Genomic DNA, 12,316 nt, shown 5'->3' with positions numbered 1-12,316 from the left:
GCTAAGCGCAGAGCCCCGCGCGCCGGAAGGAGCCATCGCATGCGCCGCCCCGCCATCGGCACCGTCCTGCCCTCCTCGAACCGGATGGTGGAGCGGGTGCTGGCCGAGATCCTGGCGCTGTTACCGGCGGTGGATGGATGCGTGGCGCGCATTCCCTATTGGGGGCAAGGGCTGGGGCAGCCGGCGGATGGCTACGACCTCGCCGGGTTCCGCGAGGCGGCGCGGCTGCTCGGGCATGCGGGCGTCGGCGTCGTCTGCTGGAACGGGACGCGGGGGGCGGCGCTCGGCCTCGCGCAGGACGAGGCGCTGGCGCGGGCGATGGCGGAGGCGGCTGGCTGCCCCGGCATCACCACGGCGATGGCGACGGTCACGGTGCTGGCGCGGCTCCGGGTGCGGCGGGTCGGGATGGTGGCGCAGGGGCCGATGGAGGAGGCGGCGGCGCATGCGGCCGGGCTGCCGGTGGAGGTCGCCGGGCTGCGGGGCTTGGGCATCCGCGACAATGCGGCGGCGAGCGCGGTGGAGCCGGGGGCGATCGCGGCCTCGGCGCGCGAGGTGGCGGCTGGGGCGGAGGCGGTGCTGATCTGGAGCACGAACCTGCCGGGCCTCGGGCTGGTCCCGGCGCTGGAGGCGGAGCTCGGCGTGCCGGTGCTGGACTCGGCCTCGATCGGCGTCTGGGCCTGCCTGGATGCCTTGGGCGTGGACAAGCGCCCGGCGAGTGGGCTCGGCCGCCTGTTCAGCCTGAACTAGAGGCAGGGTCCGGGGCCAAGCCTTGGCCCCGGCGGGGGTCTACGGGGGCAGCGCCCCCGTATCCTGGCTAGTCGCCAGCGGCCGCCCGCTTGACCATCTCCGCCGCCGTCCGCGTCCGGGCCGTGCGGTCCGCTGCGCGCATCGCCGTCTCCATCAGCCCGCGCATCTCGGCCCAGGTGCGGTCCCAGGAGATCTGCGCCAGGCGCCGGTCCACCTGCTTCAGCCAGGGGGTGCGGGGGCGGGTGAGCATCATGTCGAGGGCGCGGGCGAAGCCCTCCGCATCCTCCGCGATCTCGACGAGGCCCGGGCTGCCATCCGGCTTCGGGCCCCAGTCGCGCACCACGTCGGTGATCGGCGTGGAGACGACGGGGAGACCGGCGGCCAGGAATTCCGGCGTCTTGGTCGGGCTGATGAAGCGCGTGCTCTCGTTCCGGGCGAAAGGCATGAAGCCCGCATCCCAGGCGCCGAGACAAGCCGGCAGCTCCTTGTAGCCGCGGCCGCCGAGCCAGTGGATGTTCGGCAGGCGGGGCAGGTCGGCCGGATCGATCTTCATCACCGGCCCGATCATGACGAAGGACCAGTCGGGGCGGAGGGCGGCGAGCTCGCCGACCAGGGCCGGGTCCATCCGCTCGTCGATCACGCCGAAGAAGCCGATGCGCGGGCGCGGCAGCCCGGCCACCTCGGCCGGCTCCGCGGCACCGGCGCGGGCGGCGGCGAAATGCGCCGTGTCGATCGAGGAGGGGAAGCAGGAGACGCGCGCATGGCGGTTGCGCTTCGCCTCGTAGAGGCTGCGGCCGCCGGTGAAGACCAGGTCGGCGCGGTTCAGCAGCGCCTGCTCCAGCTCCAGCATCCGGGGCGGGGCGCCGCGGAAGGCGGAGAGCTCGTCCATGCAGTCGTAGACGGTGATGTCCGGGCGGAGATGGGCGCTGAACTCCAGCGCCATCGGCGTGTAGTACCAGGCGATCATCGGCCGGCCGGCCTCGGGCGCCAGCAGCTCGTTCAGCAGGCTGCGCTGGGCGGCGATGGCGGCGGCGTCGGTGATGCCCTCCGGCAGCAGGGGGACGGCGATGGTCAGGCCCTCGGGCATCCTGTGGATGTCGAGGCGGGGAGTGATGCCGGGATGGTAGACCGGCTCCTCGAGGTAGAGCACGTCATAGCCCTGGGCGGCCCGTGTCAGCAGGTGCTGCGGCCGCTGGTAGACGAAGTTCCAGCGCAGGTGGGACAGGCACAGCAGCAGCGTGGACGGGGTCGGGCGCGCAGCGGCCAAGCGGGGGGCAGCGCTGCCCGGCAGGGCGTCGGTCATGAGGGGTCCCTTCAGTTGCACTCGCCTGGGACCACCGGCGGGAACCCGCCGGCGGAGGCCGAGCCGGGCGGCAAGCCGCGCCGTGCGCGGTTGGGGCCAGCGGATCGGTTATGGCATTGCAACGCAGCGAAGGAGCCGGCAGTTCCCGTCCGGAACGCCTCCGGATGCGCAACGGTTCAGCCCGGAGCCGCCACTTTGTCGCCGTAATTGCAATGCGTTGCGGCTGCACAGCGCCAACATTCCGGAAGCCGGGCCTTGCAGACGTAGCGGCCATGCAGGATCAGCCAGTGGTGGGCGTCGCGCAGCAGCTCGGGCGGGCAGCGCCTGACCAGCCCGTCCTCCACCTCGCGCGGAGTCCGGCCCGGGGCGAGGCCGGTCCGGTTGCCAATGCGGAAGATATGGGTGTCGACCGCCATGGTGTCCTCGCCGAAGGCGACGTTGAGGACGACATTCGCCGTCTTGCGGCCGACGCCGGGCAGGGCCTCGAGCGCGGCGCGGTCGGCGGGGACCTCTCCGCCATGGCGCTCGATCAGCAGGCGGGAGAGGGCTGCGACGTTCTTCGCCTTGCCCTGCCAGAGGCCGATGCTGCGGATGAAGGGGGCGACGCCCTCGGGGCCGAGGGCGGCCATCTCGGCCGGGCCGGGGGCGGCGGCGAAGAGGGCCGGGGTGCAGCGGTTGACCGCCGCATCCGTCGTCTGGGCGGAGAGGACGACGGCGACCAGCAGGGTGAAGGGCGTCGCGTAGAGAAGCTCCGTCTCCGGCTTCGGGTTGTGCATGGCCAGCGCCCGGACGAATTCGCCGGCCTGGGCGGCCGCCATGCGGCGGGCGCGGCGGGGCTTGTCGGCGGTGCCGTGAAGAGGCGTCTTGGCGGAAAGGCGGGGCATTGGCGGCGATTCAATCCATGGCAGGATGCGGGGGCGATCCCATCTCCGGTGACGTTATGCCAGCCCCCAGCGAGAGCGCAGCCCAGCCCGTCCTGTTCGAGGCGATCTGCACCCCGGCCCGCAGCCTGGGGCGGCGCGGGATGCGCGTGCTGAGCGTAGCGCTGCTCGGGCTCTCGGCGGCGACGGGGGGGATGTTCCTGGCGCTCGGGGCTTGGCCGATCCTCGGCTTCACCGGGATCGAGGCCGTGCTGGTGCTCGGGCTGATCGCGATGCACCGGCGCTGGAGCGCGCGGGCGGCGGAGGTGCTGGTCCTGACCGGGGAGCGGCTGACCATCCACCGGACCGACGGGCGCGGGCGGCAGGAGGAGATCGGGATCGACCCTTATTGGGCGCGGCTCAGGCTGGAGGAACGGCCGGGTCGCGTCAGCCTGCTGGTGCTGCGGCAGCGGGGCAGCGAGGTGGAGATCGGCCGGCTGCTGGGCGACGAGCAGAAGCGGGACCTGGCGGGCGCGCTGGACCAGGCGCTGCGGCGGCTGCGGGAGCCGGTCTTCGACAACCCGCAGCTGCGCAAGGAGTGAGAGCCGGCTATTCGCCCGGAGTGAGGCTCTTGATGAGGTCGAAGACGCGCTTCCGCACCGAGGGGTCGGTGATGCGGTAGTAGGCGCGAACGAGCTCGAGCGTCTCGCGGCGGTGGAGCGTGTCGTCCTCGAAGGCGTCCTGGCTGTCGGCGAAGCCCATGGCACGGCGGATGCCGTTCATGGCGCCGCCGACGGCATCCGGCATGTCGTCGAAGAAGAAGCCGATCGGGACGTCGAGCACGCGGGCCAGGTCGAAGAGCCGGCTGGCGCCGATGCGGTTGACGCCGCGCTCGTATTTCTGCACCTGCTGGAAGGTCAGGCCGAGCGCCTCGCCCAGCTTCTCCTGGCTCATGCCGAGCAGGGTGCGGCGGAGGCGGACCCGGGTGCCGACATGCACGTCGATCGGGCTGGGGCGGGGTTCCCGCGCGATGCGGTCCAGGGGTTCGTCGCTCGGCATTCCTGTCTCATCCCAATCCGAGGCGCCGGTCGCAGGGCACCCGAAGGCTGCGGCCGACGCACGGGCCGCAACGGCAGGGACCACTCCCTAACAACTCTCTTACGCGCGGCCCCAGGAAGCGTCAATACTTTCGAGATTTCTCAATAAAGATCACACTCGCGGCGCCGGCGATGCAGCCGGTTGCGATACAACCCTGGGCCGCAGACGCCACGAGAAGCCAAGGCACAGCACGGCCAGGACAAAGGGAATCGCCAGCCCGAACCGGGCGAAGGGCGGCGGCGCCGCAGGCCCCGGCAGCGTGGCCATGGTCGTGCCCATGCTGCCGAGCGGGATCATGGCCAGCAGCCGGCCCCGCGAATCGAAGAGGGCCGAGATGCCGGTCTGCGCCGCGCGGGCCAGCGGCAGCCCCTCCTCCACCGCGCGCAGCCGGGCGGCGGCGAGGTGCTGCCAGGGGCCGGCGGAGAGGCCGAACCAGCCGTCATTGGTGATGTTCACCAGCCAGTCCGGCCGCGGCGAGGGGGTGACGGCGGCGGGGAAGATCACCTCGTAGCAGATCAGCGCGCCGAAGGGCGGCAGGCCGGGCGGGGCCAGGCGCTGCGGCCCGGGGCCGGCGGTGAAGTCCATCCCGCCGGTCACCAGGCGGATCGGCAGCAGGCCGGAGAGCGGCATGTACTCGCCGAAGGGGACGAGGTGGGACTTGTCGTAGACCGCCTCGACCCGGCCTGCCGAATCGAGGGCGACGAGGCTGTTGAAGACGCGCTGCAGCTGGCCGTCCGGCGCCCACTCGCCGCGCACGGTGCCTGCCAGCAGCGTCGCGCCGGGGGGCAGGGACCCGGCCGCCAGACGCTGGGCCTCCGGGTCCTGGGCGAGGAGAAACGGGCTGGAGGTTTCGGGCCAGATCACCGCCAGCCTGCTGTCCGGTCGCGCGTGCCGTGCGGCCTCTGCAGTCAACCGCAGGTAGCGCTCGAAATTGGGCATGCGCTGCTCGGGACGCCACTTTACCTCCTGCTGGATGTTGCCCTGCACCAGCAGGAGTTGCAGCCCAGGGGCCAGGGGCTCCGGCTGGGCCAGCCGCCAGGCGCCGAAGCCGGCCAGGGCGGCCATCAGCGCCATCGCCCCAGCCCAGGGGCGCCAGCCCGGCAGCAGCGGCAGGCCGGCGAGCAGCATCGTCAGCAGGGAGAGGCCATGGACGCCGATCAGCGATGCGGGCTGGATCGGCAGGGCGGCGAAGGCCCAGACCGTGCCCATCAGGTTCCAAGGGAAGCCGGTGAAGAGGAAGCCCTGGGCGAGCTCCGCCAGGACCCAGGCGCCGGCGAAGCCGAGCAGCCTCGGCCAGCCCGCCGGCAGGGCGCGCGCCGCCAGTACCGGCGGCAGGACGAAGAGCGCGAGGGGGATGGCGACCGCCGGCGCGGCGACCGGGACGAGCCACCAGAAATCCGCGACATCGGTGAGGATGGCGTGGGTGATCCAGTAGATGCCCGCCAGCCCGTGCCCCCAGCCCCAGGCGAAGCCGAGCCAGGCGGCGCGCCGGCCGCTCGGCGCGGCGGCGACGAGGGCCAGCAGGCCGGGGATGGCGACCAGCAGGACCGGCACGGCATGCACCGGCGGCAGGGCGAGGGCGGAGACCAGGCCGAGCCCGAAAGCGGCCGCCAGTTGCCGCCGCCAGGGAAGCGCGACGAGGCGCGCGAGGGAGGAGGTGAGCACGGCCGCAGCTAGACCAGCGGGGCGGCCAGGGCAAGCCGCAGGCGCGTGTCAACCGAAGGGATCCACCGCGACCACGCGCCAGCGCGGCGGAAGCCAAGCCTGCAGGGCGAGGGAAAGGGCGATGCCGCGGCCTGGCTGGCTGGCGGAGGCGAGCACGAGGCGCACGGTGGCGATTCCGGTGGTCTCGATCGCCGGTTCCGCCCAGCCGGGGCCGACCCGGGCCTGGACCAGGGCCGCCAGCCCCTCCGGCGTCGCCCGGTGCTGCTGCACGCTGCGGCTGAGGCCGTCGAGGAAGCCCGGCCCCGGCGCGGCCAGGGGTGGGGCTGCCTGGCGCAGGGCCTGCCAGTCGACCAGGGCGGCGAGGCTGGCGCGGTCTGCCGCTCGCAGCGCCGCCGCCAGCTCCCGCGCCGCCTGGCGGGGGGCAGCGAAGGCGGAGGCGGCCATGACCAGCAGGGCGAGCGTCAGCAGCGCCGGCAGGATGCGGCCCTTGCGCTCGCGGGCGCGGGTCGGGGCAGGGGCCTGCGGCGGCATCCGGCGATGGGTGGCGTCATAGCCGGCCCAGATCTCGTCCCAGGGATCCTGCTCGACGCTTGACCTCGCCGCGAAACCCGGGCGCATCATGGCTCATCCCCGGCGATGGCGGCGGGGCGGGAATATCGCCTTCTGAGAGAATGTCCCATTTGTCGCTCCATCGTCTCGGCGAATGGGATTCTGTCTGGGCGTGCTGAAGGAATGGTTAAGGCGTGCCATTGCGATTCCGAGAGGCCAAGACCCTCCGCATGCGCTTGCGTCCCGGCAAAGGCCTGCCGTTGATCGCCTTCGCCCTGCTCGGCTGCAAGACGCCGACCCCGCAGGCCGAGAAGGACTGGGTCTTCGCCTGCCCGGAGGCGGAAAGCCGCGTCACCTGGGATGACGGGCGGAGCCTTACCTTTACAGGGACGGACCCGGTCGACCCCGCCATCTGCACCGGGCGCCTGGCGGGCGGCGGCACGGTACGGCTGGTCTGGGGCATGGTCGAGGAGATCAACAGCGAGGGTCGCGGGCACCGGGCGGGGATGCAGAGCCTCTTCCCGGCGAAGACCGGGATGAATGCCAGCTACACCGCGACCGTCTCCTACCCCGGCAGCGGCATCCAGTACCCTTTCGAGACGCGCTGGCGGGTGGTCGGCTTCGAGAAGCTGGACGGGCCGGCCGGGCGGCTCGACACGGTCGTGCTGGAGCGGATGGTGAACGGCACCGGCGGCAATGCGCAGCAGAGCTTCACCGTGCGCTACTGGCTGGAGGGCGTCTCCGGCATCGTGGTGCAGCGGAAGGTGGAGCTCGGCCGCGGCGCGACCAGCCTGCTGCGGGACCTGAGGGCGACCGCCCTCGGCCTGCCCCCGCCGCCGCCGCGGCAGCCGCCGCCGGCGGGGGCGCCATCCGGTGCGCCTCCGAGTTGATTTTGCCTCCTCGAACCATTGCAGCTTCGCGAACAGGGCCCATCTGCGGCCGCGAGCCTGGGTCATCGGCCCGTGAGCCTCGGGGATCCGCATCGTGAACATTCAGACGCCGAACCACGTCATCGACACCAAGGCCAGCTTCGAGGGCCGGCCGAGCCGGGAGGAGGCCGAGGCCGCCGTCCGCACCCTGCTGCGCTGGACCGGCGACGACCCCGACCGCGAGGGGCTGGTCGACACCCCGGCCCGCGTCGTCCGCGCCTACGAGGAGTTCTTCGCCGGCTACGATGTCGACCCGGTGGAGCTGCTCGCCCGCTCCTTCGAGGAGACGGATGGCTATGACGAGATGGTGGTGCTGCGCGACATCCGCATCGAGAGCCATTGCGAGCACCACGTGGTGCCGATCATCGGCCGGGCGCATATCGCCTACCTGCCCGCCGGGCGCGTGGTCGGCATCAGCAAGTTGGCGCGGGTGCTCGAGGTCTATGCCAAGCGGCTGCAGATCCAGGAGAAGCTGACCGCGCAGGTGGCCAACTGCATCAACGACGTGCTGAAGCCGAAGGGCGTCGCCGTGGTGGTCGAGGCGGCGCACCAGTGCATGACGACGCGCGGCATCCACAAGCCGGGCGTCACCATGGTGACGAGCCGCATGCTCGGCGCCTTCCGCGACGATGCCTCCACCCGGAGGGAGTTCCTGGCGATGATCGGCGGGCAGCGCGGGTCGGTCGAGGGGTAGAGGGCACCCCGACCAGGCGGGGTCGGCGGCCGGAGGAGGTCGCTGGAACGGATGCCTGGCCCTTAGGGCGCCTTCCGTTCGCACCGGCTCGCGAAAGCCGCTCCGGTTTATTGTTTCGTCGGGCAAACACCTCCGGCCAGCTATGTCCAGCCGGTCGGAGTTTGCCCTAGCGGCAGGCGCTCCGGGCGGACTGCTCGGTGCGCTCGGCCCGGCCGGCATCGCGGCTGCGGCCGGTGGTCGCGGCGATGGCGGCGGCGCTCTGCGCCTCGCCGGCCGCTTCGGCGCAATAGGAATCGGTCGAGGCTTGGGACGCATAGCCCGTCGGCGGCAGCGGCGCCGCATAGGGCGGGGCCTGGGAGTAGACGGCGCGCGGCTGCGGCTGCTCGCTCACCGGCACGCGGACCATGCAGGCGGCGAGGGAGAGCGCGGCGAGGGGCAGGACGATGCTCTTCATGCCAGCCCCATCGCGCGTCGGGGCCGGTGGTTCCGCCTCCAACCCTTGAAGCAAACTCCGATCGGATGGAGTTTGCCCTAAGGCAGGGTTTCGCGCGGCGGCGCGGCACCTTCGGGCGGCAGGTCCTCGACGCCGACCGGGCCCGGGGCGGGGGCGGGCAGTCCGCCATCGGCATTGGGCGTCGCTACCGAGATCCAGTCCCTGAGCGCCCGGCGGAGCTGGAACTCGAACTCCACGTTGAGGTCGTCCATGGCGCGGCGCAGCAAGGCATCCGGCGCGTTCGGGCGCCTGGCTTCCGGCCCGCTGACCGAGCGGGTGACGGCGGCCTCGGCGAAGCCGAGCCGGCTGCCGAGGCCGGAGAGGATCTCCAGCCGGCAGCCGAGCAGGCAGGTCAACGCATCCGCCCGCTGGATCACCTGCGCCTGGCTGACGGTGAAGCGCGCCTCGCCGGTGGTGCCGACGGCGATCATCCGGTCGCGCGCCATGATCCGCACCGCCTCCGGTGCCGAAGGCGAGAGGCGGGCGCCGACATCGCCGGGCACCGGGGGCAGTGCCTCCTCGACGATGTCGATGGCGGCGACGTTCAGCGGCAGCGGCGAGAGGTACTTGTAGCCGAGCGGTCCGGGCGGCAGCGGCACCGGCTCCGGCGGCCCCGCGCAGGCGGCGGCGAGCAGGGGGAGCAGCAGGATGCTGCGCCGGTCGGGCATCGGGCACCTTTCAGCCGAAGCGGCGCCGCTTGGGTCACGGCTCATCCGGCCGTACCGCTGCCCTGGACTTCCGCGCGGTCGAAGCGGAAGTCGAGGTTGCAGAACTCGCAGGTCATGGTGATGGCGCCATCATCCTGCGCCATGTGGTCGAGGTCGTCCTGGCCGAAGCGCGCCAGCACGCCGGCGAGGCGCGAGCGCGAGCAGCGGCAGCCGTAGGAGAGCGGCCGCGGCCGGTCGAGCGCCAGCCCCTCCAGGTGGAAGAGCCGGCGCAGCAGGGTGTGGGAGGGAAGGGCGTCGTCCAGCAGCTCGGCATCGGTGAGGGTGCCGGCGAGCGCCAGGCCGGTGCGCCAGGCCTCCTCCTGCGCCTCGGCATCGAGCTCGGGCGCGATGCCGCCCTCGCCGGCGACCCTCTCGATGATGAGGGCCGAGGCGCGCCAGCCGGCCTCGGTGCGGTCGCAGGCGAGCCGAACATAGGCCCGGAGCTGCTCCGAGGTGCGGAAGTAGTGCGCGGTCATGGCGGCGAGCGTCAGGCCCTGGATCTCGATGATGCCCTGGTAGCGCTCCATCTCCGGCCCCTGGTCGCAGGTGAAGGCGAGGTAGCCGCGGCCGAGCAGCGCCGCGGCATCGCCGACCGGATCCTTCGACAGGAGCCTGGCCAGCGCCGCCTCGTCCGCCTTGGCATAGCCGCGGAGCGCGCCGGCCTCGGTGCAGTCGGCCAGCAGCATGGAGACCGGGCCGTCGCCCTTGGCCTGGAGCGAGAAGCTGCCCTTGAATTTGAGCGCGGCGGCGAGGCCGGCGGTCAGCGCCAGCGCCTCCCCGGCCAGGCGGGTGACGGCGGGGTGGTTCTCGTGCCGGGTGAGCAGCGCATCGGCCAGCGGGCCGAGCCGGACCAGCCGGCCGCGCACCGGCTTGCGCTCCAGGTGGAAGGGCAGGATGCCGCGCGGGACGCTGATGTCCGGCACCGGCGGCCGGTCATGCTGGAGGAAATCGGGTGTGGCGGAGGGTTGGGTGGGGTCGGACAACGGAACGGACCTTGGTGCTTTGGCCCCATAGATAGGGGCGCGGATGGGCCGCGCCCACCCGCCCCGGCGGATCAGCCGGCCCCGAGCGCCCAGAGCAGCACGCCCTTCTGGGCGTGCAGCCGGTTCTCCGCCTCGTCGAAGACGACGCTCTGCGGCCCGTCGATCACCTCCGCCGCCACCTCCTCGCCGCGATGGGCGGGGAGGCAGTGCTGGAAGATCGCGTCCGGCGCCGCATGGCGCATCAGCGCCGAGGTCACCTGGTAGGGGGCGAGCAGGTTGTGGCGGTTGGGGCCGGCGCCGTCATCGCCGGTCTCGTCGTTCATCGAGACCCAGGCATCGGTGACGACGCAGCGGGCGCCGCGGACGGCCGCCACCGGGTCCTCGGTGAGCTCGATGGTGGCGCCCTGCTCGCGGGCCCAGTCGACCACCCATTGCGGCGGGCGGAGTGCGGCGGGCGTCGCCAGGCGTAGGGTGAAGCCGAAGCGGGCGGCGGCCTGGATGAAGCTCTGCGCCACGTTGTTGCCGTCGCCGACCCAGGCCACGACCTGGCCGGCGATCGGGCCGCGATGCTCCTCGAAGGTAAGCACGTCGGCCATGAGCTGGCAGGGGTGGGAGATGTCGGTCAGCCCATTGATGACCGGCACGGTGGCGTGGGAGGCCATCTCGCGGATGCGGTTCACGTCATGCGTGCGCATCATGATGGCGTCCACGTAGCGGGAGAGGACCTTCGCCGTGTCGCTCAGCTCCTCGCCGCGGGAGGACTGCATGTCGCGGGCGTTGAGGTAGACGACGTCGCCGCCGAGCTGGCGGATGCCGACCTCGAAGCTGACGCGGGTGCGTGTCGAGGGCTTCTCGAAGATCAGCGCCACGGTCTTGCCGGCGAGCGGCTTGGCGCCGAGGCCGCGCTTGGTCTGCGCGGCGAGGTCCAGCATGCGGCGGAGCGTCGCCGGCTCGAGATCCATCAGCTCGAGGAAGTGGCGGGGGGGATGCTCCCCCCCGCTGGCCATGGGCTTCAGCGCTGCGCTCATTTCGCGGCGTCCCGCGCCTGGGAGGGCGTGCAGCGGAGGCAGGCCCGGTCGAGCAGGCGGAGCGCCTCGTCGGCCTCCGCCTCGGTGATGATGAGCGGCGGCGCCAGGCGCAGCACGTTCATCCCGGCGGCGACGGTGAGCAGGCCCTCCGCCACCGCGGCGTTCTGCATCTCGCCGTTGGAAACCTCCGGCCGGAGCTTGAGGCCGACGAGGAGCCCGGCACCCTGGACGCCCTCGGCCACCGCCGGGTGGCGGTCGGCCAGCTCGAGGAGGCCGCGCCAGAGATGGCGGGCGACGCGGTCGACGCCGTCGAGGAAGCCAGGGGCGAGGATGATGTCGAGCACGGCATTGCCGGCCGCGCAGGCAAGCGGGTTGCCGCCATAGGTGCTGCCATGGGTGCCGGGCTTGAGGTACTGCGCCACCCGCTCCTTCGCCAGGATGGCGCCGAGCGGGAAGCCGCCGCCGATGCCCTTGGCCGAGGACATGACATCCGGCTCGATCCCGGCCCATTGATAGGCCCAGAGCTTGCCGGAGCGGCCCATGCCGGTCTGCACCTCGTCGAGCGCGAGCAGCAGGCCGAACTCGTCGGCCGCGGCGCGCAGGTCGCGCAGGAATTGCAGGCTGGCCGGGCGTACGCCGCCCTCGCCCTGGATCGGCTCCACCATGATGGCGGCGGTCGATCCGTCGATGGCGTCGCGCAGCGCGTTCATGTTGCCGAAGGGCACATGCCTGAAGCCCTGCACCGGCGGGCCGAAACCGGCGAGGTACTTCTCGTTGCCGGTCGCCGCCAGCGTGCCGAGGGTGCGGCCGTGGAAGGCGCCCTCGAAGCAGATGGTGACGAAGCGCTCCGGATGGCCCTGCTCCGCATGGTACTTCCGGACGGCCTTGATCATCCCCTCATTCGCCTCGGCGCCGGAATTGGCGAAGAAGACCGAATCCGCGAAGGAGGTCTCGACCAGCCGCTGGGCGAGCTTCTCCGCCTGCGGGATGCGGTAGAGGTTCGAGGTGTGCATCACCCGCGCCGCCTGCTCGGCGATGGCCTGCACCAGGTGCGGATGCGCATGGCCGACGGAGGCGGTGGCGATGCCGGAGCCGAAATCGAGGAATCGTCGCCCGTCGCCGGTCCACAGCCAGGCGCCCTCGCCCCGCTCGAAAGCGAGGTCGGCGCGGTTGTAGGTGGGCATCAGGGACGGAATCACGGGGTCATGGGCTCCTCTTCTCGCGCGGCCCGCGCGGATCGCGGGCCTGCCCGGGAGAAGA

The 12,316-nt window shown here is 72.5% G+C and carries 14 protein-coding genes; 4 read left to right on the top strand and 10 right to left on the bottom strand.

Annotation, left to right across the window (positions count from 1 at the left end; translation table 11 throughout):
- Window positions 1-39 precede the first annotated feature (39 nt).
- On the top strand, window positions 40-747 hold the full coding sequence (locus tag AC5JJ1_RS09625; RefSeq protein WP_495784899.1) for an aspartate racemase/maleate isomerase family protein: 708 nt from the start codon (window positions 40-42) through the stop codon (window positions 745-747).
- 67 nt (window positions 748-814) lie between these two features.
- Here the strand turns inward: AC5JJ1_RS09625 and AC5JJ1_RS09620 are convergent, their stop codons facing one another.
- Together AC5JJ1_RS09620 and nth are read right to left on the bottom strand one after the other, a co-directional pair.
- The gene (locus AC5JJ1_RS09620; RefSeq protein WP_495784898.1) at window positions 815-2,050 is read right to left on the bottom strand and encodes a glycosyltransferase; all 1,236 of its coding nucleotides are present in this window, start codon (window positions 2,048-2,050) and stop codon (window positions 815-817) included.
- 176 nt (window positions 2,051-2,226) lie between these two features.
- The gene (gene nth / locus AC5JJ1_RS09615) at window positions 2,227-2,934 is read right to left on the bottom strand and encodes an endonuclease III (protein WP_495784897.1); all 708 of its coding nucleotides are present in this window, start codon (window positions 2,932-2,934) and stop codon (window positions 2,227-2,229) included.
- Window positions 2,935-2,990: 56 nt separating this feature from the next.
- Here nth and AC5JJ1_RS09610 point away from each other — a divergent pair, with 56 nt between their 5' ends.
- Window positions 2,991-3,512 (top strand): DUF2244 domain-containing protein, encoded by a 522-nt coding sequence (locus AC5JJ1_RS09610; protein ID WP_495784896.1) that lies wholly within the window; start codon window positions 2,991-2,993, stop codon window positions 3,510-3,512.
- A gap of 7 nt (window positions 3,513-3,519) precedes the next feature.
- Here AC5JJ1_RS09610 and AC5JJ1_RS09605 read toward each other — a convergent pair whose 3' ends face one another.
- The 3 genes from AC5JJ1_RS09605 to AC5JJ1_RS09595 all read right to left on the bottom strand — a co-directional run bounded on the left by AC5JJ1_RS09605 (window position 3,520) and on the right by AC5JJ1_RS09595 (window position 6,294).
- The gene (locus AC5JJ1_RS09605; RefSeq protein ID WP_495784895.1) at window positions 3,520-3,969 is read right to left on the bottom strand and encodes a helix-turn-helix domain-containing protein; all 450 of its coding nucleotides are present in this window, start codon (window positions 3,967-3,969) and stop codon (window positions 3,520-3,522) included.
- A gap of 150 nt (window positions 3,970-4,119) precedes the next feature.
- Window positions 4,120-5,673, bottom strand: coding sequence for an apolipoprotein N-acyltransferase (gene lnt, locus AC5JJ1_RS09600; protein ID WP_495784894.1), 1,554 nt, complete (start codon window positions 5,671-5,673; stop codon window positions 4,120-4,122).
- A 48-nt stretch (window positions 5,674-5,721) separates the two neighbouring features.
- A complete protein-coding gene (locus tag AC5JJ1_RS09595) occupies window positions 5,722-6,294 on the bottom strand; it encodes a DUF2939 domain-containing protein (protein ID WP_495784893.1) in 573 nt (190 codons plus the stop codon).
- 158 nt (window positions 6,295-6,452) lie between these two features.
- Here AC5JJ1_RS09595 and AC5JJ1_RS09590 point away from each other — a divergent pair, with 158 nt between their 5' ends.
- Window positions 6,453-7,112: a hypothetical protein gene (locus AC5JJ1_RS09590; RefSeq protein WP_495784892.1), complete on the top strand. Its 660-nt coding sequence runs from the start codon at window positions 6,453-6,455 to the stop codon at window positions 7,110-7,112.
- 94 nt (window positions 7,113-7,206) lie between these two features.
- The gene (folE, locus tag AC5JJ1_RS09585) at window positions 7,207-7,845 is read left to right on the top strand and encodes a GTP cyclohydrolase I FolE (protein WP_495784891.1); all 639 of its coding nucleotides are present in this window, start codon (window positions 7,207-7,209) and stop codon (window positions 7,843-7,845) included.
- Between the two features lie 166 nt (window positions 7,846-8,011).
- Here the strand turns inward: folE and AC5JJ1_RS09580 are convergent, their stop codons facing one another.
- The 5 genes from AC5JJ1_RS09580 to AC5JJ1_RS09560 all read right to left on the bottom strand — a co-directional run bounded on the left by AC5JJ1_RS09580 (window position 8,012) and on the right by AC5JJ1_RS09560 (window position 12,255).
- Window positions 8,012-8,299 (bottom strand): hypothetical protein, encoded by a 288-nt coding sequence (locus AC5JJ1_RS09580; protein ID WP_495784890.1) that lies wholly within the window; start codon window positions 8,297-8,299, stop codon window positions 8,012-8,014.
- Window positions 8,300-8,376: 77 nt separating this feature from the next.
- Complete coding sequence (locus AC5JJ1_RS09575; RefSeq protein WP_495784889.1) at window positions 8,377-9,006, bottom strand: hypothetical protein; 630 nt, start codon at window positions 9,004-9,006, stop codon at window positions 8,377-8,379.
- Window positions 9,007-9,047: 41 nt separating this feature from the next.
- A complete protein-coding gene (hslO, locus tag AC5JJ1_RS09570; RefSeq protein ID WP_495784888.1) occupies window positions 9,048-10,028 on the bottom strand; it encodes an Hsp33 family molecular chaperone HslO in 981 nt (326 codons plus the stop codon).
- A gap of 71 nt (window positions 10,029-10,099) precedes the next feature.
- Window positions 10,100-11,056 (bottom strand): ornithine carbamoyltransferase, encoded by a 957-nt coding sequence (gene argF / locus AC5JJ1_RS09565; protein ID WP_495784887.1) that lies wholly within the window; start codon window positions 11,054-11,056, stop codon window positions 10,100-10,102.
- On the bottom strand, window positions 11,053-12,255 hold the full coding sequence (locus AC5JJ1_RS09560; protein WP_495784886.1) for an aspartate aminotransferase family protein: 1,203 nt from the start codon (window positions 12,253-12,255) through the stop codon (window positions 11,053-11,055). The genes argF and AC5JJ1_RS09560 overlap by 4 nt, the downstream gene beginning before the upstream one ends.
- Between the last annotated feature and the right edge of the window lie 61 nt (window positions 12,256-12,316).

This window comes from Belnapia sp. (genome assembly GCF_059504005.1).
This window is presented reverse-complemented; position numbering and strand designations above follow the sequence as displayed.